28 protein-coding genes are annotated in these 24,403 nt (G+C 31.7%); 7 read left to right on the top strand and 21 right to left on the bottom strand.

Annotated elements, in window-relative coordinates; translation table 11 throughout:
- Window positions 1-12: 12 nt before the first annotated feature.
- The 4 genes from H8K90_RS07790 to H8K90_RS07775 all read right to left on the bottom strand — a co-directional run bounded on the left by H8K90_RS07790 (window position 13) and on the right by H8K90_RS07775 (window position 4,104).
- The gene (locus H8K90_RS07790; protein ID WP_246457617.1) at window positions 13-567 is read right to left on the bottom strand and encodes a GyrI-like domain-containing protein; all 555 of its coding nucleotides are present in this window, start codon (window positions 565-567) and stop codon (window positions 13-15) included.
- Entirely contained in the window at window positions 542-997 is a 456-nt protein-coding gene (locus tag H8K90_RS16895) for a cold-shock protein (protein WP_222611336.1), read from the bottom strand. Before H8K90_RS16895 ends, H8K90_RS07790 begins: the two co-directional genes overlap by 26 nt.
- Window positions 998-1,166: 169 nt before the next feature.
- Window positions 1,167-1,631 (bottom strand): DUF4251 domain-containing protein, encoded by a 465-nt coding sequence (locus tag H8K90_RS07780; protein WP_186845402.1) that lies wholly within the window; start codon window positions 1,629-1,631, stop codon window positions 1,167-1,169.
- 1 nt (window position 1,632) lies between these two features.
- On the bottom strand, window positions 1,633-4,104 hold the full coding sequence (locus H8K90_RS07775) for a zinc-dependent metalloprotease (protein WP_186845401.1): 2,472 nt from the start codon (window positions 4,102-4,104) through the stop codon (window positions 1,633-1,635).
- A 133-nt stretch (window positions 4,105-4,237) separates the two neighbouring features.
- Here H8K90_RS07775 and H8K90_RS07770 point away from each other — a divergent pair, with 133 nt between their 5' ends.
- Both H8K90_RS07770 and H8K90_RS07765 read left to right on the top strand, forming a co-directional pair.
- Complete coding sequence (locus tag H8K90_RS07770) at window positions 4,238-4,531, top strand: DUF3817 domain-containing protein (RefSeq protein WP_186845400.1); 294 nt, start codon at window positions 4,238-4,240, stop codon at window positions 4,529-4,531.
- On the top strand, window positions 4,524-5,762 hold the full coding sequence (locus tag H8K90_RS07765; protein ID WP_186845399.1) for a mechanosensitive ion channel family protein: 1,239 nt from the start codon (window positions 4,524-4,526) through the stop codon (window positions 5,760-5,762). The genes H8K90_RS07770 and H8K90_RS07765 overlap by 8 nt, the downstream gene beginning before the upstream one ends.
- On the opposite strand, the gene H8K90_RS07760 is transcribed toward H8K90_RS07765, so the two are convergent.
- Window positions 5,759-6,154, bottom strand: a complete 396-nt coding sequence (locus H8K90_RS07760; RefSeq protein ID WP_186845398.1) for an acyl-CoA thioesterase — start codon at window positions 6,152-6,154, stop codon at window positions 5,759-5,761. The genes H8K90_RS07765 and H8K90_RS07760 overlap by 4 nt on opposite strands.
- 260 nt (window positions 6,155-6,414) lie before the next feature.
- Here H8K90_RS07760 and H8K90_RS07755 point away from each other — a divergent pair, with 260 nt between their 5' ends.
- Complete coding sequence (locus H8K90_RS07755; RefSeq protein WP_186845397.1) at window positions 6,415-6,831, top strand: glyoxalase; 417 nt, start codon at window positions 6,415-6,417, stop codon at window positions 6,829-6,831.
- Between the two features lie 7 nt (window positions 6,832-6,838).
- Here H8K90_RS07755 and H8K90_RS07750 read toward each other — a convergent pair whose 3' ends face one another.
- The 5 genes from H8K90_RS07750 to H8K90_RS07730 all read right to left on the bottom strand — a co-directional run bounded on the left by H8K90_RS07750 (window position 6,839) and on the right by H8K90_RS07730 (window position 9,537).
- Window positions 6,839-7,516 carry a DUF2461 domain-containing protein gene (locus H8K90_RS07750; RefSeq protein WP_186845396.1) on the bottom strand — a complete coding sequence of 226 codons (678 nt, stop codon included), beginning with the start codon at window positions 7,514-7,516 and terminating at the stop codon, window positions 6,839-6,841.
- A gap of 75 nt (window positions 7,517-7,591) precedes the next feature.
- The gene (locus tag H8K90_RS07745; RefSeq protein WP_186845395.1) at window positions 7,592-7,765 is read right to left on the bottom strand and encodes a hypothetical protein; all 174 of its coding nucleotides are present in this window, start codon (window positions 7,763-7,765) and stop codon (window positions 7,592-7,594) included.
- 41 nt (window positions 7,766-7,806) lie between these two features.
- Window positions 7,807-7,968, bottom strand: a complete 162-nt coding sequence (locus H8K90_RS07740; protein ID WP_186845394.1) for a DUF1328 domain-containing protein — start codon at window positions 7,966-7,968, stop codon at window positions 7,807-7,809.
- A gap of 114 nt (window positions 7,969-8,082) precedes the next feature.
- A complete protein-coding gene (locus H8K90_RS07735) occupies window positions 8,083-8,985 on the bottom strand; it encodes a mechanosensitive ion channel family protein (protein WP_186845393.1) in 903 nt (300 codons plus the stop codon).
- Window positions 8,986-9,039: 54 nt separating this feature from the next.
- Entirely contained in the window at window positions 9,040-9,537 is a 498-nt protein-coding gene (locus H8K90_RS07730; RefSeq protein ID WP_186846172.1) for a Dps family protein, read from the bottom strand.
- Window positions 9,538-9,788: 251 nt separating this feature from the next.
- Here H8K90_RS07730 and H8K90_RS07725 point away from each other — a divergent pair, with 251 nt between their 5' ends.
- Window positions 9,789-10,010: a hypothetical protein gene (locus H8K90_RS07725; RefSeq protein ID WP_008271622.1), complete on the top strand. Its 222-nt coding sequence runs from the start codon at window positions 9,789-9,791 to the stop codon at window positions 10,008-10,010.
- Window positions 10,011-10,136: 126 nt separating this feature from the next.
- Window positions 10,137-10,586, top strand: coding sequence for a hypothetical protein (locus H8K90_RS07720; protein ID WP_186845392.1), 450 nt, complete (start codon window positions 10,137-10,139; stop codon window positions 10,584-10,586).
- Window positions 10,587-10,640: 54 nt separating this feature from the next.
- On the opposite strand, the gene truA is transcribed toward H8K90_RS07720, so the two are convergent.
- On the bottom strand, window positions 10,641-11,426 hold the full coding sequence (gene truA, locus H8K90_RS07715; protein ID WP_186845391.1) for a tRNA pseudouridine(38-40) synthase TruA: 786 nt from the start codon (window positions 11,424-11,426) through the stop codon (window positions 10,641-10,643).
- 195 nt (window positions 11,427-11,621) lie between these two features.
- Window positions 11,622-13,394 carry a T9SS type A sorting domain-containing protein gene (locus H8K90_RS07710; protein ID WP_186845390.1) on the bottom strand — a complete coding sequence of 591 codons (1,773 nt, stop codon included), beginning with the start codon at window positions 13,392-13,394 and terminating at the stop codon, window positions 11,622-11,624.
- Window positions 13,395-13,907: 513 nt separating this feature from the next.
- Here H8K90_RS07710 and H8K90_RS07705 point away from each other — a divergent pair.
- Together H8K90_RS07705 and H8K90_RS07700 are read left to right on the top strand one after the other, a co-directional pair.
- A complete protein-coding gene (locus H8K90_RS07705) occupies window positions 13,908-14,702 on the top strand; it encodes a LytTR family DNA-binding domain-containing protein (RefSeq protein WP_186845389.1) in 795 nt (264 codons plus the stop codon).
- A 95-nt stretch (window positions 14,703-14,797) separates the two neighbouring features.
- Complete coding sequence (locus H8K90_RS07700; protein WP_186845388.1) at window positions 14,798-15,988, top strand: S41 family peptidase; 1,191 nt, start codon at window positions 14,798-14,800, stop codon at window positions 15,986-15,988.
- A gap of 94 nt (window positions 15,989-16,082) precedes the next feature.
- Here H8K90_RS07700 and hisIE read toward each other — a convergent pair whose 3' ends face one another.
- The 9 genes from hisIE to H8K90_RS07655 form a co-directional block, all read right to left on the bottom strand.
- Window positions 16,083-16,682 (bottom strand): bifunctional phosphoribosyl-AMP cyclohydrolase/phosphoribosyl-ATP diphosphatase HisIE, encoded by a 600-nt coding sequence (gene hisIE / locus H8K90_RS07695; RefSeq protein ID WP_186845387.1) that lies wholly within the window; start codon window positions 16,680-16,682, stop codon window positions 16,083-16,085.
- Window positions 16,679-17,434 (bottom strand): imidazole glycerol phosphate synthase subunit HisF, encoded by a 756-nt coding sequence (gene hisF / locus H8K90_RS07690; RefSeq protein WP_186845386.1) that lies wholly within the window; start codon window positions 17,432-17,434, stop codon window positions 16,679-16,681. The genes hisIE and hisF overlap by 4 nt, the downstream gene beginning before the upstream one ends.
- A gap of 1 nt (window position 17,435) precedes the next feature.
- On the bottom strand, window positions 17,436-18,170 hold the full coding sequence (hisA, locus tag H8K90_RS07685; protein WP_186845385.1) for a 1-(5-phosphoribosyl)-5-[(5-phosphoribosylamino)methylideneamino]imidazole-4-carboxamide isomerase: 735 nt from the start codon (window positions 18,168-18,170) through the stop codon (window positions 17,436-17,438).
- A 68-nt stretch (window positions 18,171-18,238) separates the two neighbouring features.
- Complete coding sequence (hisH, locus tag H8K90_RS07680) at window positions 18,239-18,820, bottom strand: imidazole glycerol phosphate synthase subunit HisH (RefSeq protein WP_186845384.1); 582 nt, start codon at window positions 18,818-18,820, stop codon at window positions 18,239-18,241.
- A 92-nt stretch (window positions 18,821-18,912) separates the two neighbouring features.
- Window positions 18,913-20,049: a bifunctional histidinol-phosphatase/imidazoleglycerol-phosphate dehydratase HisB gene (hisB, locus tag H8K90_RS07675; RefSeq protein ID WP_186845383.1), complete on the bottom strand. Its 1,137-nt coding sequence runs from the start codon at window positions 20,047-20,049 to the stop codon at window positions 18,913-18,915.
- Window positions 20,050-20,135: 86 nt separating this feature from the next.
- A complete protein-coding gene (gene hisC, locus H8K90_RS07670) occupies window positions 20,136-21,170 on the bottom strand; it encodes a histidinol-phosphate transaminase (protein WP_186845382.1) in 1,035 nt (344 codons plus the stop codon).
- Window positions 21,167-22,453, bottom strand: coding sequence for a histidinol dehydrogenase (gene hisD, locus H8K90_RS07665; protein WP_186845381.1), 1,287 nt, complete (start codon window positions 22,451-22,453; stop codon window positions 21,167-21,169). The genes hisC and hisD overlap by 4 nt, the downstream gene beginning before the upstream one ends.
- Before the next feature lies 1 nt (window position 22,454).
- Window positions 22,455-23,312 carry an ATP phosphoribosyltransferase gene (gene hisG, locus H8K90_RS07660; protein ID WP_186845380.1) on the bottom strand — a complete coding sequence of 286 codons (858 nt, stop codon included), beginning with the start codon at window positions 23,310-23,312 and terminating at the stop codon, window positions 22,455-22,457.
- A 269-nt stretch (window positions 23,313-23,581) separates the two neighbouring features.
- Complete coding sequence (locus tag H8K90_RS07655; protein ID WP_186845379.1) at window positions 23,582-24,394, bottom strand: prohibitin family protein; 813 nt, start codon at window positions 24,392-24,394, stop codon at window positions 23,582-23,584.
- Window positions 24,395-24,403: the final 9 nt, after the last annotated feature.

Raw genomic sequence — 24,403 nt, 5'->3', positions numbered from 1 at the left:
AACTGTCACCATCTATCTGCGCTTCACTGGTACATAAAAATCCTCTTCAGAGTCTGGACTTCCTTGTTTATACTTCTCTCCCATCACTTGAAAGTGTGGTCTGTTACCTATTTGGTAGCCAGAGTTTGGCAACCATTCTGTCATAATCTTTTGATAAGTTGCAGATGCATCCATGCCCTTATGAGGAAACACGGCATATTCACCTTTAGGAATTGTATTAAATAATATTCCTTCTGGAATTACATTCAAATCCGTTACTTCTACACAAGCCCAAATATCAAAAGGTTTCTCAAAGTTTCCAAAATCTGAATAATTTTGCAATGCAATTAATTCGGAATTTGAAGTATTTAGAATTTCCTTTTTTCTAGGCATAAATTGCTTCCATAGCGCTACAATATTTCCATATTGATGTTGCAACATTTTGCTTTTTAATCCAACGATTTTTTTCTCTTGTAGATTGACAATTCTAGGGTTCATAAACAATTGTAAATAAAAAAAGCCACTATCTACGATAATGGCTATATATGTTGTAATCTTATTGTTATGCTTTTTTAACTTTAACAGCATTCATGCCGCGCTGTCCTTTTTCAAGTTCAAAAGTTACTTTATCATTTTCTGTAATTTCATCAATAATACCACTGACGTGCGTAAAATGCTTTTCGTTTGTTTCGGTATCTATAATAAAACCAAACCCTTTAGAGCTATCGTAGAACGACACTTTTCCATTTCTGATAGGGTCAAATTCCTCATCACTATCCTCCTTCTGTGGAACTCCAAGAACAATATTCTTAGCTTTTACTTTAATCTTCATTGATGGATCTGGTGGTGTATCTGTAAGGTTTCCATTATGATCTACATAAGCCAAAGGAATACCTCCAGAACCATTTTCTTCTTTTGCGAGTTTACGCGCTTCCATCTTCTTACGCTTATCCTCTCTCTTTTTTAATCTCTTTTTCTCTTTTTCACTTTTACTAAAAGTCTGTTGTGATTTAGCCATTCGTTGTTTTAAAAATTAATATATGCTCGCTTATGAAAATGTAAAATAGTGAAGACGAGTTAATTAGCTTAACCATGAATCGTATTTGAACCAAAAAAATAACTTAGAATATATGTTACTAGTGCGGTGTATCTTCAATAAACTGATTACAAAGATACACTTTTATGATTTATTTAAGATGTCCTGTCCAAGATATATTAGAATGATTACCAGAAGCTACTGTTAAAAAAGCTTTACCATTTGCCTTTATATCTATAAATACATCTAATTTTTCATTAGAACTATCAACCTTAAAACTAATAGCAATATGTTGTTTGTCATCATCGTATGTAGCCTTAAAATCTTCAAGTTTACCATTTAAATCAAAAGATTTATTGGCTGTGCTCAATGATATTATTTTACCAGAAATATCAGACTTATCAATCTTTAGAGTGTTAGACTCTGCACCTAAAAGCTCTCTGTGTTTATTATTATATACAACTTCACCAACAAAACTAAATTGTTGCGATTTTACTAATGCTTTAGAAGCATTGTAAGTTACTTTAAACTGCTCTTTTTGAGTCTGTTGTTGCCCGTATATTAAAGCTAATGATGATATGCAAAGCAGTACAATTGTTACTATTAATTTTTTCATATTATTTTGGGTCTAATACATTTTTTATTCGTTCTATACAATCTCTGTAATGGTATTTAGTTTCGGTATTTAAAGCCGATTTAGACGCTGAACTAAGCACACTTTTTAATTGGTTTAACTCACCTCTAACCAAAGCTCTAACATCTGACTGGTTAACATTAAAATATTGTCTGCTACGTTGTGGATTTAACTCTTCAGTCATTAAATATGCCATTCTATCTAAATACGCACGTTGCAAATTACGTCTATAAACTGTAACATTAGATCCAGCTCTTGTCTCTGACCAAAGTCCAATGCGCAAATCTCTCAACATATCTAAAGCCGAATAATTCTTAGCATCCATGGCTTTATGGTCTATTAACCTACCTAAACGTTCAAAATTTAATAAATTGTTTAAGTGACGTGATTGTAAGCTTCTTATACGATCTGTATAACCTGCATAGTTAATATTTTTTAAAATAGCGTCATCTAGTAACCATTCTGGTGTAGCAAAAGCATTTTTCTGCAACCATTGCATTGCAGATTTCTGATAAGCCTTATCAACTGGACCATAAACTTCACCCTCTTGCGATGGATTTTTAGTGTCTTCTACTACTCCACCAACATGTGTAACGACGTGTCCGACATAACGACTCCAAACACCTAACATTTCCCCATAAAGCTCTGATAAGTCTTCGTAATTATCCGTTTTATCACTCGTCCAACTTGGTAAATTCTTTGCAACAATTTTTAAGTTTTTAAGTCCATAAGTACTAGCTTTAATACTATTGTTTCCTATATCTTCAGTTTGAGCAGTAGGATCGAAACGGCTACTTTGCTTCCCAAATTTATACTTTGGGTCACCAGCTTTCTCCATTATCCAGCTATTCAATATTTCTTTTTCTTCGTCTGGTGAATTTGCACCTGGAATATAGCGATATCCAAAGTTAATAGCATAATCATCGTAAGGTCCTAATTGTCTAACAAACCTTATGTTTGTGTCGCCTGGTTGCGCAATATAATTGTAGCGTGCATAATCCATAATTGTAGCAGCTATTCCATTTTTTTGTGTAAATGCACCATCTCTATAACTCTCTACATCGTAAGCGTAACTTGCACTCATATTGTGAGGCAAACCTAATGTATGACCAACCTCGTGAGCGATCACCATTTTCATCATTTCACCAATTTCTTCGTCTGGAGTATTTAAAGTTCTAGCAGATGGATTTGCCGCTCCTGTTTCTAACAAATAACGGTTTCTATATGAGCGTAAATGGTTATGATACCATATAATATCGCTTTCAATTATCTCACCACTACGTGGATCGGAAACACTTGGTCCTGTTGCATTACGTGTTGTACTTGCCACATATCTTACAACCGAATACCTAATATCTTCTGGAGAAAACTCTGGGTCTTCTTCTTTGGTTGGAGGATCTTTAGCAATTATGGCATTTTTAAATCCAGCAGCTTCAAACGCTTTTTGCCAAAGCTCAATACCATCTTTCATATACGATCTAAACTTTTCTGGTGTAGCAGGATCTAAATAATATACTATAGGTTTTACAGGCTCTACTAGCTCACCTCGTTTATAAGCTTCGATATCTTTTGGAATTAATTTCCAACGTCTTAAATAGGTTTTTCTATCTGCTTTTAATTCTTCACTACTATAATCGTATTGACTTAATGTAAACCAACCTACTCTATCATCAAAATAACGAGGCTGCATTGGTACTTTTGGTAACAAAATCATCGATTGATTCATTTGAATACTTATTGTTTGATCACCTGTATTTACAGGAGGATTCGTCGCATTATAAGTAAAGTCTTGAATTACCTCTATATTCTTCGGAAAACTCTTCATAGAATTGATAAAACTACGTGAGTTATCTAAATTTCTAACCTTATACATTGTTCGTAATCTAGAACCCAATCCACTAATTGCTTTTACATCTGTACTATAAAATTTAGTAACATCGATTACTACAGAAGACGAATCCTTTGAAAACGCTTCAATATCAAACGCAAATAACGTTGGTTCATAATTATTGGCTTTCACCGAAACATTGATAGGTAAACTATCTGCTGCAACTGCACTAGATGATTTTTCTTTAATGAGAATTTTATTCTTAAAACGTTCCCAATTAATCATCCTAGTATTGGTTTTGGTTCCAGCATTAACATAACCTCCTCCTAAATTTGATGGCAATTTTGAAAAACGACTTACCAATAGCATATCTGTATTTAAATACTCTATAGGTATTTCGTAATAGTATTTTTCACCTACCATATGAACGTTAAATAAACCTTCATCCGTTATAGCATCTTTTGTAATAACTTTAGCGTAGTCTTTAATTTTACCCTGTTTCTTTTTTGGCGCTGGTGGTGATGTTTGCGCAGTTTTTGCATTACTTTTTTTCTTACTACTAGATTGTGCTGTGGCACAGGAAAAGATAATTAGTGAGCAAAGTGTTAGCGTTAGAAAGTTTTTCATAATTTGGTTGATGTATATTAAATAAGTGCTTAAAGATAATTAATAGAATCGTAGTTTTAAATTATTTCTTAAAAGCTGTTAAAATACAATGTCGTTATAGTAATCTAGAGTATTTTTGCAGAAAATAAATAGCATGTCAAAATTACTGCCAACATTCAGAATTACAGCCTTATTAGAAGGTGTTTCTTATATCTTATTACTTTTTATAGCAACACCTATAAAATACTTTTTAGATGATCCTCAGTATGTAAAAATGCTTGGTATGCCACACGGCATTTTATTTATGGCCTATGTTGTAATAGCAGTATTAATAAGCTCTGACATGAAATGGTCTACTCGTACTTTATGGATTGTTTTAATAGCATCAGTAATTCCTTTTGGAACCTTTTACATCGACAAAAAGTACTTAAAAAAATCTCATGCTTAGTCTAAGACATTTTATTTACGATTTACTAATCGAAAAGGGTTTGTCTGATTCTGCAGCCAAATACCTTAATATGCTTGCACTTTTATTAGGGCTTTTGCTAATTGCGTTTATTGTAGATTTTATAACCAAACGAATTTTATGGAGGTTTTCTTCTGGTGTTGCAAAAACCACAAAAACTAATTTTGATGACATACTTATAAGCAATAAACTCCCTAGAAATATTGCGCATATTATACCACTAATTATACTAATTGAGTTTGTACCTCAAGTGTTTGCAGATTTTGCATACACAGAAGATATTATTGAGAAGACCTTAAAAATTATTGCCATACTACTAACACTTAGAATTATAAAAAGTGTTTTACATTCTATTAGAGATTACCTTAAAACCTTGCAAAAGTATAAAGACAAGCCTATAGACAGCTATATACAGGTTGTGATGATATTTGCCTGGATTCTAGGTGTGTTTTCTACATTATCAATTTTAACTGGTGTTACATTTTTAAAATTTGCCTTTACATTAGGTACTGCTTCTGCTGTTATCCTATTGATTTTTAAGGACACCATTTTAGGTTTTGTTGCGAGTATTCAAGTATCTATAAACGACATGGTGCGTATTGGAGATTGGATTACGTTTGAAAAATATGGTGCAGATGGTGATGTTATTGAAATCAACTTAGCAACTGTGAAGGTTCAGAACTGGGACATGACGATTACCACTATTCCGACTTATGCATTAATTTCGGACTCGTTTAAAAACTGGAGAGGCATGAAAGCCTCAGGCGGAAGACGTATTAAGCGCTCGGTAATTATAAAAGTATCGACTATTAAGTTTTTAACTGCTGAAGATATTGAGAAGCTTAAAAAAATTCAGTTGGTTACTAAATATCTTGAAAATAAGTCGAAAGAAATAAGTGAGTATAACACTGCACATGGAGCTGATAAAACAGTACTAATTAATGGAGTTAACTTAACTAATTTTGGTGTTTTTAGAAAGTATCTACAAACATATATAGAAAATCATTCTGCTATCAATAAAAACATGACCCTAATGGTTCGTCAGTTAGAACCTACCTCTCAAGGTATTCCTATGGAAATATATGCATTTAGTAAAGACCAACGTTGGGAAAACTACGAATTTATTATAGGTGATATTTTTGACCATGTATTAGCAGCCGTTAAGTATTTTGATTTAGAAATTTATGAGCTTACTTTGGGCAACAAAGTTTAAGTATTGCTATTTAATCTATCCTTTACAAATTCTACTTCTGTTTTACCATGAGGTATTGGTTTACCATCTTTTCCTAGGTTAACCATGATGATATTATCTACCGTAAGGATGGTCTCTCTAGTCATTTTATTACGAGCTTCGCATTTTAGTGTAATTGATGATTTTCCAAACTTAGTGACTTCAATACCAATTTCTACAATATCACCTTGTTTAGCTGACGCCATAAAGTTGATTTCGGAAATGTATTTTGTAACAATTTTAGAATTTTCGAGCTGAATTATAGTATATAGTGCAGCTTCTTCATCTATCCAAGCCAAAAGCTGACCACCAAATAAGGTGCCATTAGGATTTAAATCTTCGGGTTTTACCCATTTTCTTGTGTGGAATCTCATTTAAGTAATTTATGTTATTAATCTTAACAGATATTAAGATATACTTAATTAAAATCTAACTTTTTAAACATTGGTTTATAAGCGATGATTTTATTCAAAGATAAGATTTAAAGGCACATTTTAAATTGAATAAGATTAGAAAAATGAATATAAAAATTGGTATTGTTAATAACCAAGTTAACAACATATTTAGTCTTTAGGCATATATGCTTTGTTAATACCTAAATTTAATTCCGTATTAACCCGTTAATAATCTGTATATGACTTCTAGAACTGAAGACCTACTCGCTATAAGACCAATTATAGAATCTGCAAAAATTTATGACTCAATGGGTAGCGATGAATTATTTCAGAATAAAACTTTGCGACCAATAATAAAAATGCAGCATAATTTACTGATAGCAGTTTTTAATAATTACATAGCTAAAAGGAAAAATGTATTTTATGATTTGTCACTACCTAAGCAATTAGCCTATATTGATAATTCCATACAAAAAGACATGAAGTTTAGAAATTCCATAAAAGGAATGATAATAGGTCAGTTTACTGTTGAAGAATATGAGTTATATATTCAGAATTCCTCTGCACTTAATAAACGTATGATGAATATTGTAAAGGAACGTTTAATAGATAGTGTACAGGCTTTTGTTAAACCAGAGGTTTTAATTGCTGTTTAGATTAATTTTAAAGCAACGATTCTCCATTTAAGTTTGTTGTTAGAACATCACTCATATAATTAAAATATGGTCTTATATCTTTAAATGATTTATTAACCTCTTCTAAAAAACCATCAGCAACAACTTCTCGATCTGTATATTTTTTAGTAAAAATAAATTGTTTTCTGCGAATTAGATCTATAGCAGCATGCTCTTTATCAAAGCCTTTTGGTGCCGTCTTTAATTCATCACCTACAAAATCTCCCCAAGTAACTTTAAAAGTTTTATCCTTTAAAATAGCTCTCATTTCACTATCGTCCATTTCAAATTCCTTTCTAATTCTCAGCAAATCCTCTTTGCTAGGTTGCCAAAATCCTGTAGCAATAAAAGACTCGTTATTAGGTTGAATGTGCAAATAATAGCCACCTCTTAACTCTGGTTTTTTTCTAGCAAAAGAACCGCCAAAATGCGTTTTATAAGGCTGCTTATTTTTAGAAAAACGTACATCCCTATATATTCTAAACATTTTTATTTTTTCTATTTGATCATGAGCGTTCATTAATTCTCCTAAATGATTATAAGCGGCTTTCACCTTTGCCTCAATAGCTTTAAACTCTGGTTTATGTTCATTAAACCAATCTCTATCATTGTTTTTTTCTAATTTTTTAAAAAAGGAAAGTGCTTCTTTAGGTATGCTGTAGCTCATATTTCTTTAGTTTCTATAAAAGTAAAAAAAGCCATCTAATTAGATGGCTTTCTGGTATTATAATTATTGTGAAAATTATTTATTGTCATCAACTGCATCTTCAACTTCGTCAGCAGCATCTTCTATAGCATCTCCAGTATCATCTACTGCCTCCTCTATTTTTTCACCAGTCGATTTTTCTTCTCTACAACTCGTTGTTATTAAACTTAGACTAAATAATGCGATAAATAAATATGATAATTTTTTCATTGTTTTATTTTTTTGTGATTAATATATTATGGTTCTCAATACTATTTTTTGACTAACCCTTTAAAAAGAGATAATACAAATAGGATTAAGAATATAAAGAAGCATATTTTAGCAATTCCTGCAGAGGCTCCTGCTATTCCGCCAAATCCTAAGACTCCAGCTATTATTGCAATTATTACAAATGTGATTGTCCAACGTAACATAATTTTTAGTTTTAATGTTAATGAAGCATTCTGTCTTTCAGAACCTTACAGTACAAAGATATCTTAGATTAAAGCCACATCTTTGCTCTTTTGCGTTACATGTTAACGCATATTCTAATTCTTGGAGGCCATTTGATGCAAATCACTAGATTTTACACTTAGCTTATTATCAAATTGAAGTGTTCTAATTGGAAATGGAATATTAATTCCTTCTTTATCATAAGCCTTTTTTATTTCTATAATAGCTTTTGTCTTTGCCCGCATTTTTTCGAGCATACTTTCTGCATCTATCCAAAAACGACATAAGTAGTTAATAGAACTTCCACCAAACTCGGTATAATAAAACTCCACATCATTTGCATATTTTACTTGTTCAAAGGTGTTAGCAATAACATTTTTGGTAAGTTCCTCTACCATTTCTAAATCAGATTCATAACCTACACCACACTCTATAAAAACTCTCATTCTTGTGGTTAAAGAGTAATTTTTTAATGGGTTTTCTAAGATTGTTTTATTAGGAATTACAACAATATTATTGTCCGATTCCTTTAAGGTAAAATCTTTAAGATTAATATCCATTACTTCACCCGCAAAGCCAGTTGTCTCTACCCAATCTCCAATTTGTATTTTCTTTCTAAAGGATAAAATAAGTCCGGCAAATGTATTTGCCAAAGTACCTTGTAAGGCTAAACCTATTGCTAAACCTACAACGCCTGCACCTGCTAATAATGATGTTAAGGCTTTACCCAAATTCATAACACCTAGTGCTATAAATAAACCTAAGGCTACTACAACAACTGCACTGACTCTGGCAATTGCATTTTTAATTGATGCTTGTTCTATTTTTTTAGAAACTAACTTTCCTACAAATTTACTAATGTATTTAGCAGCAAAATAGGACGTAATCATCACTAAAATTGCTAAAATAAAGTTTGGTATGTATTCTATTGTTGTGTTAAACCAGCCTTGAAGTTTATCTATTAGATTTCCAAAAGCTGTACTAAATTGCTCTTTCATTGTTTTTAATGTTTGTTATTAATACTCTTTGTTTTTTTTAGGATAAATACAAGATTACATAACGCTAACATTTAATTGCGATGTCGTTTCTTTTGAAAACGCATCTAACATCCAACTACTTTTCTCTAGCTCTCTAATATATGCACCAATTAAGTCTATGGTTCCTTCATCTTTAGATTTCTCGGCATTTTCTATTACCACTGACATTTGCTTAAGTAAAACAGAATGGTTGTCTAATATTACTTTAACCATTTCCTTATCAGTTAATTTAGACGCTGCCTCCTTAATGGATGCTGTATTGAGGTAATCTTTGAGATGGCTCATAGGATGATAACGCAAAGTCAATATACGCTCTGCAATTTCATCTATTTTTAATCTTGCATCCGTATAGAGTTCTTCAAACTTATTATGCAAATCAAAAAAATTCTCGCCTAATACATTCCAATGGAAATTTCTTAGGTTTTGATAATAAATGTGATAATTTGCTAATAAAGTGTTTAGTTCTACAACAGTTGATAATGATTTTTCGTCTCTAATGTTTAAATAACTCATAACTATTGTTCTAATTTTTATTGGTTTGTATTTTCGTTCTGTTCTTAATATAATGGCCATACAAGAGTTGTCAAGTGACTTAACAAGGTTTAACGATTAAAGGATGAGCTTAACATAAAATTATGTTAAGTTATTATATGGATGTTAAAAAAAATAACATAATTAATATTGTATATTTTGTTTTGAATTAACTTGTGTGTTGTGAGATTTTTTACTATTATGCACTACTTTTAAAACACACATTAACTTTTATGGGTAGACCAGCAACAAGACCAACAAAACTCAAAGACGGTTACTATATTGAGATTAGAAACAAAGGCTCAAAATCAGGCGTAAAACTTTATAGCGGAACTAAATTACAGATGCATCGTGCGATAAAAATGTACGAACGTTCTAAAGAAGTTCTTATTTTAGGAGAATCTGTCGATGGTAAATTCGTTGATAAGAATCCGAAATTACACGTTGTAGGTTAATTTTATTTCCCAACTTTTCATTAACTAATTTCTTACTGAAATTAGTGTTTCTTATAATTTTTCATAAATTGTTGAATAAATTGGTACATTTTAGATGCCGATACTAACTAATTAAATCAACTTTTTATGACAAATTCAATGAGCAAACCACCTATTTGGTTTTGGATTATAAGTGTCGTTGCACTAATCTGGAATGGAATGGGAGTTATGGCATATATAGCTGATGCTTATATGACAGATGAAATGATTTCTCAACTAGATGAAAGGCAACAAGCGTTTCAATTACTAGATTTCCCTGCGTGGTATACAGCATGTTATGCATTAGCTGTTTTTACTGGCCTTTTGGGCTGCATATTTTTATTAATGAGAAAGACTTGGGCAAAACCAATGTTTATAATATCATTTATAGCTGTCTTAGGACAAGTATTGCATAACTATATTTTAAATGATATTTATGCAGATATGAATTTAACCATCAATGCATTTGAATTATCAATGGCAATAGCTATTCCTGCTGTTGCACTTTTATTAATATTATTTGCTAGAGGATCGGCTAGAAATGGCTGGATAAAATAAGTTATAACCAACCAAATTTATAAAGGAGTTAGTATAATGTACTAATTCCTTTTTTTATTCAAAATCAACTGAGTGTAAAATTAAGCCAGAAGCTGGAGCTATATAATCCATCACTTCTTTACTTTCGGCTTTTAATGTGTTTTCTATATATTGAAGTGTTACTTCACCTCTACCAAGTTTAATTAAACACCCAAACATTAGTCTAATTTGATTTCGCATAAACCCTTTACCTCGTACTTTAAAAACGTAAGAATTTTTAGGAAAGAAATTTGCTACATACAAGTCATTATCTATTATTTCTGAGGATTCTATTGTTCTAAAGTATTCACCTTTGTCTGTGGCACGATAACAATAGGTTTTAAAATTGTGAACACCAACAAATAGCTTGGCACCTTCGTTCATTAAATCAACATCTAATGGTTCTAAAATAGTTGTTAATATTGGTGCACAAAAGGGATGGTTTTTTTGACCTTGAGAAAACACATAGTGGTATTCTTTTATTTTAGAATCTTGTATAATATTAAATTTCTTATCTACTTCAATAATCGATAAAGCTCTAATATCTTGTGGTAAATTATGGTTGAATAACTCTAAGAAAACTTCAAAATTTTCAATTGGCTCATTATAAATAAACAACTCTAAAGCGGCTTCATTAGCTGAAACCATAGCGTCAGTTCTACCAGCACCTAAGGTTTTAAATCGTACATCTTTTAGTATAAATTTCAATGTACGATCAATCATAAGGTGCACTGTTTTTACATCTGGTTGTTTTTGCCAACCATGAAACCGGTAGCCTAAATATTGAATTTTTATAAGATAATAGTAACGTTTATCAAACATAGCAGCAAGAACGCTATTTTCTTGTAAAAACCAAAAGCAATATTTAGATTTATATGATTCACTTTATGTATTAGAAGGAATTTACTTTTTCCTTTACTTTAATACGAAAACATCAATTTATTACATTTACTGAAAGCAAAGCAGCCATAATTACTTATTATGGCTGCTTTTAATTATATATTTAAAAAAGGGTTATTATTTAATTATAAGCTTTTGTGTATAATTTCCATTTATTTCATTGTCTATCTCAATAATATAAATACCAGTAGTTAAATGACTTACATCTATTACTTGGCTCAACATATTTGAATTTAGCGAAGTAGACATCACCATACGACCATTAACATCATATAGTTTGGTAGCTGCATTATTTTGAAGTTGACCAGCAACAACAATCGTTTTATTTGAATTATCAGAATAAATATTTAATTCATTTAAATGAGTGTCAACTGTTCCAAGTAGATTTTTTTCAAACCTAACGTAAAAACGTCCTACACCAGATAGATCTTCGGTTGCCGTAAATACATAATCGCTAGTGTTTATTAAAGTAAATGTATTATTTGCAGTGTCTTCTATATATACATTTATGTCTTCGGGTAAATCACCAGCAATTTTGCTAATAGTTACCTCGTGTCCTTGAGATACATTAAGGCCCAATGGAATTACAACATCATCCATAGATTCAGGATTTAGCGCTTGAATGGCAAATGGTACACCTGTATTATTTTCAACAAGTTCTGTGTAAATTGAAAATGAAGGTGGCGTTTGTCCATATAGTGCCGCATCATACCCAGTATCAAATCCTTTGGATGCATTACTATTAAAATAAATATCCGTTTCAAAATTAGAATCGTCCGCTTCAATATCTAATTTTATGTAACCATAATGTGGTGATTGTTGTGGTCTACCTAATATAAAATCATCAGATGAACCTATGGTACGCATATCAGTAGTAAAATCAATTAATCCACCACCCGTTTTTGCTTTTACAAAAAAGGCCTGTCCTGGCGCAATTAATTCGGTTACAGCTGGAGAGTCTATGGTAGCTTGGTTCCAAACCGTCCAACCATCTGAAGCATTTCCATCATAACCATAAACAGCCATAAAAGACGTGTTTTCAAGTTCTGATTTGTTTAACTCAAAAAACGTTGCAAAATCGAGGTAGGAAGCGTAAGGATTTCCAATTAAATTCCATGCACCACCAGCCGTTGCATCTGATATCGGTATATCTAAAACATCAGTAGTTCTTACCTGGCCAGTAAATGTTAAAGCGCTTCCATCGGTTGTAGCTGCTCTATAACCTATACCAGACTCAATTGGCGTAAGCAAATTTGTAATTACACTATAATTTTGGTACGACCCTGTTGAAGTAACATAAGGTGCAAATGCTCTAATAAAACTAGAACTAGCCAAATTATCACTATTAGTTAAAGCAAATGTTTCAAACAACTGACCATCTAGCGGAGATGAAATTAAATCATTTGTACCAATTTGCGCTGTATACCTGTGATAATTGACCACGCCAATAATTGTACCATCAGATATGAGATTAGAATAAGTTGTAGAACTAGAATATAAATCTACAACCGTTGTTGTTAGAGTAACACCTGCGGAAATTGTTAGAGATGCTCCAGCTTCAACAACTAAATTATTGCAAATAGTATTAGCGGAAATACTAGCCTTGCCAGACAATATTTTTATATCATCTAATGATGTAGCTAGTCCAATAGGATTAGCTGGTGACCAACTACCGTCAAAAGTATATTCAATGGAAGAAAATCTACTAAAATTTTCTTCGTTTAAATTTGGAGGTAGATCACTCTCTGTATTATAATTATCTTCTAAATAATCTAGAGGGTCATTGTGATTGTTTTGTTGGATATTGTATCCAAAGTTTTCTTGTGCTTTTGATAAATTAAAAATGCACAAACTGAATAAAAAAACTAAAGTAGGGGTAAAGTTTTTCATAAGATTTAGGATTATAGTTTGGTTAAAAAAAATTGTTTAAGCAAACTTATAAAACCTTATTTCTTAACCGATTAAATTCAAATTTTATCGATTAAAAATTTAATTTTTCGATAAAATTCATTTATTGTCGTTTAAAAGTATTTTTAATCGACGAAGTACAAGTCGCTTTTTAAGCCAAAAATCACATTTGAACGCATTTTATTAAAAATAGATATTTAAAATCAGTGTTTTACACAACCGATTACACCAAAATGAAGAAATATTTCTAAAATTTTATGTAATTGTGTATTTAGGTTGTTGCTATTTTACCAAAATTATCCGTCTTAGGTTTGTCAAAAAATAAATGAAAAAATTATAAAATAGTCAACCAAGTATATAAAGAATTAGTATAAAATCGTAAGTTATCTCTATAAATAAAAAATTAGCGACGATTATACTTTTTTAGCAAGAGCGTTATTTATTGATGATTCCAAAAGCAATACTTATTTTTATGTTTCTAAAAAAAAAATTCTATTGAAAAGAAGTTACCCATTTGATCCTTTGTTAAAGCACCATGCTATTATTGGTTTAGTACTAGCAATTTGGATTTTTGTATTCCTATATTTTACAGAACCCTTAGATGTTAATGAATTTAGCGATGAAGAGAAACTTATTTATTTACCTGCTTATGGTCTACTAGGAACTATCTTATACTTTATTAATCTCCCGTTACAGAATTGGTTATATCGAAAAAGAAATAAGAAATGGTTTCTAACCAGTGAAATTGCTTTTACGTTATCATTTATTATAATTGGCATTATTGTTTTAAGGCTATTTTATTTGCACATTGTTATCGATTGGAATCCTAATGCTTATACATTATGGTATCATATAAGGGCAATCATTTTACCAGCAATGCTTACCATACTACCAATTGTATTAATCGGAAGATTTGCATTTGGAAAGTATCATGAAAAGCAATTAGAAGATCAAAAAATTGAGATTAGTGGTGAGGGCAATTACGAAGGTTTACGTTTGCAATTAAATGATGTTATCTGTATTCAATCTTCCGACAATTATATAGAAGTCTTTTATCTTTCAGGAGATAGTTTAAAAAAAACATTGATTCGCAATAAACTTTCAGTTATTGATAATGAATTCTCGGAGCTGTTAAGAGCACACCGCTCCTATCTTATAAATCCATATCATTTTCAGCAATGGAAAACGGATAATGGAAAGCTCAATGTAATTCTTAGTCATAATATTATCGTTCCTATTTCAAAAACATATCAGACAGCTATTAAAGCTTCAATAAATTCTACCACATAATAAGGTTATTTCGCCCCAAACACTCATTATAATTGATATAATACAAGCTTGTAAAATATCTTTGATTCAGAAAGTTTAATCACAAAAAATACTTAATGATGAAAAATTTATTCTTACTACTACTCCTTTTTTTATTTGGGACTATTTCAATTACTGCACAATCAGAAACTTGTGACTGTAAAACCGATTTAGATTTCATAGTCGATAAAATGAAAAAAATGCCTTCTTATAAAAAGCAGATTAAAGGAGGGAAAACAACAGAGTTCTTAAATACCTACAATCGTGTATCAGCTAAAATGCAACAGCCAATATTAGTAGAAGATTGCTATAAACTTTTATTAGAGCAGATGAATTTGGTTAATGATGTTCATGCCTCGCTTCAAGTTAATAAATCTAATAGTGCTAAAGAAAACATTAATAAGCATCCTAAGACTAGTTATGATATTTCTGAGTTAACTGAAGAATTAAGTCAAAAAGATTTAGATGACTTAGAAGGCGTCTACAACTATAATAAGAAAGAGCGAATTGGTATTTATTATTCAGAAAATAAGAAAGATCTTATAGGTGTTGTTTTAGAAACAGAATTAGAGCATTGGCAAACTGGTGATATTAGATTTTATGCAACACACACCCAAGGCAATAAATACAACTTTTATTATTATAATGTTGACACTAAAATACCAGGTTTTGTAAAAAGTCTGTCTTTTGAAAATGGTCGTATTTGGTCTTATAAGAAAGAAGGCAATAATCTAAATTACGAGTTTGTTGATAATGATGTTAAAGTGGCATCGTTTAGTCAAATTAATAAGGACACACAGTACCTCTATTTTAAAACGTTTAGTAATAGTAAGAAAAGAGAATTAATAAAATTCTATAACGATACTAAAGACAAACTAACTGCTAAGAATATCATTGTTGATTTAAGAAGCAATAGTGGTGGAAATAAAAAATTCTCAGATTCCTTTCTTCAATTAATAAAGGACAAAAATGTATATGTAATAACTAACTGCTTTGCAGGAAGTAATGGAGAACAATTCACGTTAAAACTTTTAAAAAACAAAAACGCCACGCATTTAGGACAAACTACTCGAGGTATTATAGCTTATGGAATGAATTACGGATATAATTATAATACACCTTCAGGATACTTCAACATGACACCAACAGATATGAATTTTCATAAATACATAGCTTATGAAGGAAAAGGAATAACACCAGAATTTCAGTTAGATTTTAATAGAGACTGGCTGGAACAAACTTTAGAAATTATAGATGCTAATAAATAACATAAAAAAAACAAAGTTAACGTGGTTCTAATGCACGATTAAACTTTCTTTATTCATTAGAGTAACTGCCATTAAATAAATTTAGTGGCAGTTTTTATTTCTCTCTACTTTTTAAAACATCAACCACATCATTTAATTTATAACCCTTAGCCTGCAGCAACATTAAATAATGAAATAATAAGTCAGCACTTTCTTCTAAAAACAATTCGTCGTTATTATCTTTAGCTTCTATAACTACTTCTACTGCCTCCTCTCCTACTTTTTGAGCTACCTTATTTATTCCTTTAGCAAATAAAGATGCTACATAAGACTTCTCGGATTCACCTGCTTTTATTCGAGATGTAATGGTGTTTTCAAGTTTTGAAATGAAACCATAAGATGCTTCATTAGTTTCATTCCAACAAGTATCTGTTCCTTTATGACAAGTTGGTCCTTTTGGGTTGACTTTTATCAATAAAGAATCACTATCACAATCTAATTTTATATCAACTAAATTTAAAACATTACCACTTTCTTCCCCTTTGGTCCAAAGCCTTTGTTTAGTTCTACTAAAGAAAGTAACCAATTTGGTTTCTATTGTTTTTTTAAGCGCCTCAGCATTCATGTAGCCTAACATTAATACAGTATTAGTAGTTGCATCTTGAATTATTGCCGGCACAAGACCATCTGGATTTTTATTAAAATCTACATTCATAATCGTACTTCAATATTATTTTTTCTTAATTCTTTTTTTAATTCTATAATTGGGATTTCACCAAAATGAAACACACTCGCAGCCAATGCAGCATCAGCTTTTCCCTGTTTAAAAGTATCTACAAAGTGTTGCATTGTACCAGCTCCACCAGATGCTATTATAGGAATGTTAACTAGGCTAGATAATTTGGCTAAAGCTTCATTTGCAAAACCGGCTTTGGTACCATCGTGATTCATCGAGGTAAATAATATTTCACCAGCACCACGTTGCTCTACTTCTTTAGCCCATTCAAAAAGGTTTAATTCTGTTGGAATTGTTCCTCCCGCTAAATGCACCAACCATTCACCGTTTACCTCTTTGGCATCAATTGCCACCACTACGCACTGACTTCCGAATTTATCTGAAAGTTCATTAATTAGTTCTGGTCGTTTTACCGCAGAAGAATTAATTGACACCTTATCAGCACCACAATGCAATAAATCATCTACATCTTCAACTGATGAAATTCCACCACCAACTGTAAAGGGTATATTAACTTGTTCTGCTACTTTTAAAACCATGTCGTGCATAGTCCTTCTATTTTCGAGTGTTGCAGCAATATCAAGAAACACTAATTCATCTGCTCCTAATTCTGCATACTGTTTGGCCAATACTACAGGATCGCCTGCATCTCTTAAATCTACAAAATTGACACCTTTAACAGTTCTTCCATTTTTAATGTCCAAACAAGGGACTATACGTTTTGTGAGCATATTAAATAAATCGTTCTAGTTCCTTTAAACTTATCCTGTTTTCGTATATAGCTTTTCCGATAATGACTCCTTCGCAACCAATAGTTTTTAAATCCTCCAAATCATTTATTTCTGAAACACCTCCTGAAGCAATTAATTTTATAGATTGTGCTCCACTACTATTACTGCATTCGTCTATTATCTTTTTATACAGCTCAATTGAAGGGCCTTCTAACATACCATCTTTAGATATATCGGTACAAATAACATATTGAATGTGTTTTCTTTGATAATCTTTTATAAAAGAAATCACTTCCTCTTTACTATTATCTTGCCAACCGTTTATCGCTATTTTTCCATCATTACTATCTGCACCTAAAATGATTTTTTGCGCTCCATACTTAGATAACCAACCTTCAAAAGTGGTTCTATCACTTACAGCGATGCTTCCTCCTGTAATCTGTTTTGCACCAGAATTAAATGCAATGTTTAAATCTTCATTAGATTTTAAGCCTCCACCAAAATCAATTTTGAGATTTGTTTTTGAAGCTAGTAATTCTAACACTTTATAATTTACGATGTGCTTCGCTTTAGCTCCATCTAAATCTACAAGATGCAGATATTCAATACCTGAAGCTTCAAAAGCTTTGGCAACCTCTAAGGGATTTTCGTTGTATATTTTTTTGGTGTCGTAATCGCCTTTTGTAAGACGTACGCACTTTCCTTCTATGATATCTATGGCTGGTATTATTCTCATATAATTAGCTTTTGGCTTTTGGCTTTTATCTTTTAGCGATGTGCTAACATGTAAAAGCGACCTTTATCTTATAATTCAATAAAGTTTTTTAAAATTTGCTCTCCTGCTTTACTACTCTTTTCAGGATGAAATTGTACTCCGAAAAAATTATCATTCTCTAATGCTGATGCATATTCTAGATCATAATCTGATGTTGCAATGGATTCATCGCACTGTTCGGCATAATAACTATGCACAAGATACATGTATTCTTTTTCTTTTATTCCTTTAAATAAATCGGATTTCAGATTTGAAATGGTATTCCAACCCATTTGTGGCACCTTTACCTTATTAGAAAAACGTTTTACGTTGACATCAAAAATTCCTAAACCTGGTGTATTTCCTTCTTCGGTATGATTGCACATTAATTGCATACCCAAACAGATTCCTAAAACAGGTTGTTTTAAAGTTGGTATTAACTCATCTAAGCCACTTTGCTTCAACTTTATCATTGCTGTGCTAGCTTCACCTACTCCGGGAAATATTACTTTATCAGATTTTATTATCTCTTCAGGGCTATTCGTTAAAACGGCTTCAAAACCTAATCTTTGAAAAGCAAATTGAATACTTTTTATGTTTCCTGCTCCGTAATTTACTATTGTTATTTTCATTGGCCATTTATTGTCATTCCTGCGAAAGCAGGAATCTAATTATTCAATACTTCAAAGTGGATTCCTGCATTCGCAGGAATGACAAACCCTAATTAAAGCATTCCTTTTGTAGAAGGCAAAATCATCTTCTCAACATCTTGCTTAACAGCCATTTTAATGGCTTTTGCAAAGGCCTTGAAGATGGCTTCAATTTTATGATGTTCATTGGTGCCTTCAACTTTTATATTAAGATTACACTTAGCACCATCAGTAAAGGATTTAAAGAAATGGTAAAACATTTCTGTTGGCATTTTGCCTATCATTTCACGTTTAAATTCGGCATCCCAAACCAACCAGTTTCTTCCTCCAAAATCAATACCAACTTGCGCCAAGCAATCATCCATAGGTAATGAAAAACCATAACGCTCTATACCCAATTTATTACCTAATGTTGTAGCAAATACTTCACCTAAAGTAATAGCAGTATCTTCAATAGTGTGGTGCTCATCTACTTCTAAATCACCATCAACCTTTATGTTTAAATCTAATTGACCATGACGTGCAATCTGATCTAACATATGATCGAAAAAAGCAATCCCTGTGTCAATACTACTTTTACCTGTTCCGTCTAAATTTAAATCGATTTTAATTTTGGTTTCGTTGGTATTTCTCTCTATGCTACCAACACGTTCTGTAGATTTTAGAAACCTATAAATTTCTTCCCAATCATTTGTTTCTAAAGCAATATACTGCTCTAATTCATTATTACTTACTGTAACTTCATCTGTTCCTAAATTGGTATTGTCATTAATAAAGATGCCTTTTGATCCAAGGTTTTTGGCTAGTTCAACATCTGTAAGTCGATCTCCAATAACAAATGAATTTTTTAAATCATAAGGCTCAGAAAAATACTTGGTTAATAAACCTGTATTTGGTTTCCGTGTTGGAGCGTTATCTTTTGCGAAGGTTCTATCGATAAATTGTTCTTTAAAAATTATACCTTCCGATTCAAAAGTTTTGAGAACAAAATTATGTACTGGCCAAAAAGTATCTTCTGGATATACATCTGTCCCTAAACCATCTTGATTGGTAATCATTACGATTTCAAAATTCAGTTCTTTAGCAATTTTGCTTAAATATTGAAATACTTTTGGGTAGAACTCTAATTTTTCAAATGAATCGATTTGTTCATCTGCAGGTTCTTTGATTAAGGTTCCGTCTCTGTCTATAAATAGTACTGGTATCTTCATATTTTCTGTCATTCCTGCGTAGGCAGGAATCTATTTTGGTTATTTTTTTAATTGGATTCCTGCTTTCGCAGGAATGACAAACACTTTTACATTTTTTTTAATATTTCTATTAACCTCATATTTTCTTTTTCCGTCCCAATCGTAAAACGTAAACAATTTTCGCAACCAGGTTGATTGGTTCTATTTCTTACCACGATTCCTTTTTTTACAAGTTCATTGTAACGCCCAGTTGCATTATCAACTTTTACTAAAACAAAATTAGCATCAGATGGAAAAATTTGTTCAACAAATGAAATCGAATTAAGCTTTTCTATTAATCGCTTCCGCTCATTCAAAATTGCCTCAATTTCTTTGTTAACGTCATCAATTTTAATAAGCCTTTCAAACGCTTTGGCTTGTGTTAATTGGTTAACATTATATGGTGGCTTAATTTTGTTTAAAGCATTTATAATTTCTTCGGAAGCAAAACAGATTCCCAAGCGTATGCCTGCCATTCCGTAAGCCTTAGACAATGTTTGAGTGACTATAAGATTTGGAAATTCATTTAATCGACTTAGCCAACTTTCTTGATTTGAAAAATCTATATAAGCTTCATCAATAACAACAATGCCTTCAAATTTTCTTATTAAATCTTCAACTTTTTTTGCATCAAAACTATTTGCCGTCGGATTGTTAGGCGAACACAAGAATAGCAACTTTGAATTTGCATCTGCTGTTTTTAGAATAGCATCAACGTTTGGCTGAAAATCTTCATTTAACGACACTTCTTTAATACCTACCGCATTGGTATTTGCAAGAACTGAATACATACCATACGTTGGTGGCAAAGTTATTATGTTATCCTTATTGGGTTCACAAAAAACTCTGAATATTAAATCTAAGACTTCATCACTCCCGTTTCCTAAAAGAATATGCTCGTTTGCTATATTTTTTATTTCAGACAATTTCGCTTTCACTGAAAGTTGTTGTGGATCTGGATAGCGATTTACTCCATTTTCGAATGGATTTTCATTTGCATCTAAGAAAACAATATCACTAGAGAATTCTTTAAATTCATCTCTAGCTGAAGAGTATGGTTTAAGAGCTTTTATATTATCTCTAATTAAACTATCTATATTCATGACTCCAAATCTTTTAATCGTAATGAAACCGCATTTTTATGCGCTTGTAATCCTTCAGCTTCTGCCATTAATTCTATAGCAGTTCCTATATTTTGAATACCTATTTTTGAAATTTTCTGAAAGGTCATAGACTTTTGAAAACTATCTAAATTAACTCCAGAATATGCTTTTGAAAACCCATTAGTTGGCAAGGTATGATTGGTACCTGAAGCATAATCACCAGCACTTTCTGGTGTGTAGTTGCCAATAAAAACAGAACCTGCATTGCTTATGTTTTCTACAAAGAAGTCATTATCATTAGTAGCAACAATAAAGTGCTCTGGTCCATACCTATCAATGAGATCTAAAGCTGTTTCGAAATTATCGACCACAATAGATTTAGAGTTAGAAATGGCAATCTTTGCCATATCTTTTCTCGGTAACCCTTCTAATTGTTTTTCTACTTCTGCCGAAACCAAATCCGCGAAACTCCTTGAAGTAGTCACTAATATCACCTGACTATCCTTTCCATGTTCTGCCTGACTCAATAAATCGGATGCCACAAAAGCAGTATTAGCAGATTCATCTGCCATTACCAACAATTCACTTGGACCTGCAGGCATATCAATAGCTACACCATACTTGGTTGCCAATTGCTTTGCAACGGTTACAAATTGGTTTCCTGGTCCAAATATTTTATAAACTTGTGGAATCGTTTCTGTGCCAAATGTGAGTCCAGCAATAGCTTGAATACCACCAACTTTTACAATTTGAGTCACTCCACATAATTGCGCAGCGTATAAAATTTCGTTAGCAATTTTCCCTTCTTTATTAGGTGGTGAACACAGAACAATCTCTTTACAACCTGCAATTTGAGCAGGAACAGCTAACATTAAAACCGTTGAAAATAATGGTGCTGTGCCACCTGGAATATATAAACCTACTTTTTGGATAGGTCGTTTTTCTTGCCAGCACTCTACTCCATTCATGGTTTCAACAAAAACCTTGTCTGTTTTTTGGGCACTGTGAAATTTCTCAATATTAGATTTTGCAAGTTGAATGGCTTGTTTTAATTCCTCAGGAATATTTGCGACAGCATCAGAAATTTCTATTTGAGATACTATGGTATTCTGAAGTGTTACACCATCAAACTTACTAGTATATTTTTCGACAGCCTTATCACCATTTTTTGAAACATCTTCGAAAACTTGATTTACAATTATCTCAATATCTTCAACAGTTTGTGTCGGTCGTTTTAGTAATTCTGACCAATCTGATTTATTTGGATTTTCAAATAGTTTCATACTATAATACCATGTTTTCTATTGGACATACTAAAATACCTTCTGCACCATTAGCTTTTAGCTCGTCAATAACATTCCAAAAGTCATTTTTATTGATTACTGAGTGAATAGAACTCCAACCCTCTTGTGCTAAGGGTAAAACTGTTGGGCTTTTCATACCTGGAAGAATATCTATGATTTGCTCTAATTTGTCGTTTGGTGCATTTAACAATACATATTTGTTTTCTCGTCCTTTTAAAACGGATTTTAAACGGAACTGAATCTTATCAATTAACGCTTGGTTATCCGTTGATATTTTTGGCGAAGTAGCTAAAACAGCCTCGGATTTTAAAAGCACTTCAACTTCTTTTAATCCATTTTTGAATAAGGTGCTTCCACTAGAAACAATATCACAAATACCATCAGCGAGACCAATATTTGGTGCAATCTCAACAGAACCATTAATGATATGAAGATTGGCCTTTATATGTTCTTTCTCTAAAAATTGATTAACAGTATTTGGATATGAAGTTGCTATACGTTTGCCTTCTAAGTCTTTTAAACTGTTTGCCTTAGATGATTTAGGTACAGCAATAGACACTTTACATTTAGAAAATCCAAGACGCTCTACAATAGTAAGATCATTTCCTTTTTCTATTAGCACATTTTCGCCTATGATTGCAGCGTCTACAACACCATCTCTTAAATACTGTGGTATATCACCATTTCTAAGATAAAAAACTTCTAATGGGAAATTTCGGGCTGATGCCTTAAGTTGATCTTTACCATTGTCAACTGAAATTCCGATTTCTTTTAGAATTTTCATAGAATCATCGTGAAGGCGACCCGATTTTTGAACAGCAATTTTTAGTTTACTCATTTTCTACTTTTAGTTATGTCTAAGAATTCATTTGAGTTAAAAAAACACAAAACCCGTCTGAATTCTCAAACGGGTTTTTAAAATATATTTTGATTTTATTCAATACACTTTCACCTCGCTTGAGCGATTATATGAAAATGATGATGTAATTGAATAAATACCATGTTGTTCTTTTGTTAGTACAAATATCGATAAATTAAAATTATTAATCCTAACAAATAATGTACGAATTATAATTTTTAAGATATTTTTAATATTTAGACTATAAATTATTGATTTCCTAAAATAATTGGCATTCCAGAATCACCAGAACCAATAACAATGACTTTGCTGTTTGGTGACTCAGACAATTTTACCGTTGCTTCTATACCTTTATCTTGAAGAATTTTATCCGTTAACGAAGCGCTAAGAATTCTATTTGATTCTGCTTTACCTTTTGCTTCAATAATTACTTTTTCAGCTTCTTTTCTTGCACTCTCAAGTCTAAATTCATATTCTAATGATTCTTGCTCCTGCTTTAATTTACGCTCAATAGCATCTTTAATTGTTGTAGGAAGCTTAACATTTTCTACAAGGACACGTTTAACATTTACAAATTGTCCATCTAGTTCTTGCCTTACTTCTTCTAAAATTTCTAGCTCAATAATATCTCTTTTACTAGAGTATAATTGCTCTGGTGTATAACGACCTACAACACTTTTGGCTGCTGCATTAATTGCAGGACTTAATAATTCTCTAACATAATCTTCACCTTTGGTTTGAATTAATTTCCCTAAGTTTTTAAACTCAGGCTGATACCATATAGTTCCACTTACAGTAATATCTAAACCATTTACAGAAAGTACATTCATATTATCTGAAATAGATTGCTGACGTACTTTTTGAACGATCATATCATTCCATGGTGCTACTATATGAAACCCTTCTCCATAAGTTCTTTCTGTATTGATACCATCACCAAGTGGCTCAAACAAAACACCACCTTCACCTGGCCCTATCGTTACTAATGATTTAGCAATTAATATAACTACTATTATTACTCCAATTAAAATTGGCAATCCAATCTTTGGTAATTTTTCCATTTTTTTGTT

This window comes from Winogradskyella echinorum (assembly GCF_014297365.1).
Classification (GTDB): domain Bacteria; phylum Bacteroidota; class Bacteroidia; order Flavobacteriales; family Flavobacteriaceae; genus Winogradskyella; species Winogradskyella echinorum.
This window is presented reverse-complemented; position numbering and strand designations above follow the sequence as displayed.

Bases quoted from the DNA above. Each gene is read 5' to 3' on its own strand.
- H8K90_RS07790 (WP_246457617.1), bottom strand. From the start codon at position 567: ATGCTGTTAAAGTTAAAAAAGCATAACAATAAGATTACAACATATATA.
- H8K90_RS16895 (WP_222611336.1), bottom strand. From the start codon at position 997: ATGGCTAAATCACAACAGACTTTTAGTAAAAGTGAAAAAGAGAAAAAG.
- H8K90_RS07780 (WP_186845402.1), bottom strand. From the start codon at position 1,631: ATGAAAAAATTAATAGTAACAATTGTACTGCTTTGCATATCATCATTA.
- H8K90_RS07775 (WP_186845401.1), bottom strand. From the start codon at position 4,104: ATGAAAAACTTTCTAACGCTAACACTTTGCTCACTAATTATCTTTTCC.
- H8K90_RS07770 (WP_186845400.1), top strand. From the start codon at position 4,238: ATGTCAAAATTACTGCCAACATTCAGAATTACAGCCTTATTAGAAGGT.
- H8K90_RS07765 (WP_186845399.1), top strand. From the start codon at position 4,524: ATGCTTAGTCTAAGACATTTTATTTACGATTTACTAATCGAAAAGGGT.
- H8K90_RS07760 (WP_186845398.1), bottom strand. From the start codon at position 6,154: ATGAGATTCCACACAAGAAAATGGGTAAAACCCGAAGATTTAAATCCT.
- H8K90_RS07755 (WP_186845397.1), top strand. From the start codon at position 6,415: ATGACTTCTAGAACTGAAGACCTACTCGCTATAAGACCAATTATAGAA.
- H8K90_RS07750 (WP_186845396.1), bottom strand. From the start codon at position 7,516: ATGAGCTACAGCATACCTAAAGAAGCACTTTCCTTTTTTAAAAAATTA.
- H8K90_RS07745 (WP_186845395.1), bottom strand. From the start codon at position 7,765: ATGAAAAAATTATCATATTTATTTATCGCATTATTTAGTCTAAGTTTA.
- H8K90_RS07740 (WP_186845394.1), bottom strand. From the start codon at position 7,968: ATGTTACGTTGGACAATCACATTTGTAATAATTGCAATAATAGCTGGA.
- H8K90_RS07735 (WP_186845393.1), bottom strand. From the start codon at position 8,985: ATGAAAGAGCAATTTAGTACAGCTTTTGGAAATCTAATAGATAAACTT.
- H8K90_RS07730 (WP_186846172.1), bottom strand. From the start codon at position 9,537: ATGAGTTATTTAAACATTAGAGACGAAAAATCATTATCAACTGTTGTA.
- H8K90_RS07725 (WP_008271622.1), top strand. From the start codon at position 9,789: ATGGGTAGACCAGCAACAAGACCAACAAAACTCAAAGACGGTTACTAT.
- H8K90_RS07720 (WP_186845392.1), top strand. From the start codon at position 10,137: ATGACAAATTCAATGAGCAAACCACCTATTTGGTTTTGGATTATAAGT.
- truA (WP_186845391.1), bottom strand. From the start codon at position 11,426: ATGTTTGATAAACGTTACTATTATCTTATAAAAATTCAATATTTAGGC.
- H8K90_RS07710 (WP_186845390.1), bottom strand. From the start codon at position 13,394: ATGAAAAACTTTACCCCTACTTTAGTTTTTTTATTCAGTTTGTGCATT.
- H8K90_RS07700 (WP_186845388.1), top strand. From the start codon at position 14,798: ATGATGAAAAATTTATTCTTACTACTACTCCTTTTTTTATTTGGGACT.
- hisIE (WP_186845387.1), bottom strand. From the start codon at position 16,682: ATGAATGTAGATTTTAATAAAAATCCAGATGGTCTTGTGCCGGCAATA.
- hisF (WP_186845386.1), bottom strand. From the start codon at position 17,434: ATGCTCACAAAACGTATAGTCCCTTGTTTGGACATTAAAAATGGAAGA.
- hisA (WP_186845385.1), bottom strand. From the start codon at position 18,170: ATGAGAATAATACCAGCCATAGATATCATAGAAGGAAAGTGCGTACGT.
- hisH (WP_186845384.1), bottom strand. From the start codon at position 18,820: ATGAAAATAACAATAGTAAATTACGGAGCAGGAAACATAAAAAGTATT.
- hisB (WP_186845383.1), bottom strand. From the start codon at position 20,049: ATGAAGATACCAGTACTATTTATAGACAGAGACGGAACCTTAATCAAA.
- hisC (WP_186845382.1), bottom strand. From the start codon at position 21,170: ATGAATATAGATAGTTTAATTAGAGATAATATAAAAGCTCTTAAACCA.
- hisD (WP_186845381.1), bottom strand. From the start codon at position 22,453: ATGAAACTATTTGAAAATCCAAATAAATCAGATTGGTCAGAATTACTA.
- hisG (WP_186845380.1), bottom strand. From the start codon at position 23,312: ATGAGTAAACTAAAAATTGCTGTTCAAAAATCGGGTCGCCTTCACGAT.
- H8K90_RS07655 (WP_186845379.1), bottom strand. From the start codon at position 24,394: ATGGAAAAATTACCAAAGATTGGATTGCCAATTTTAATTGGAGTAATA.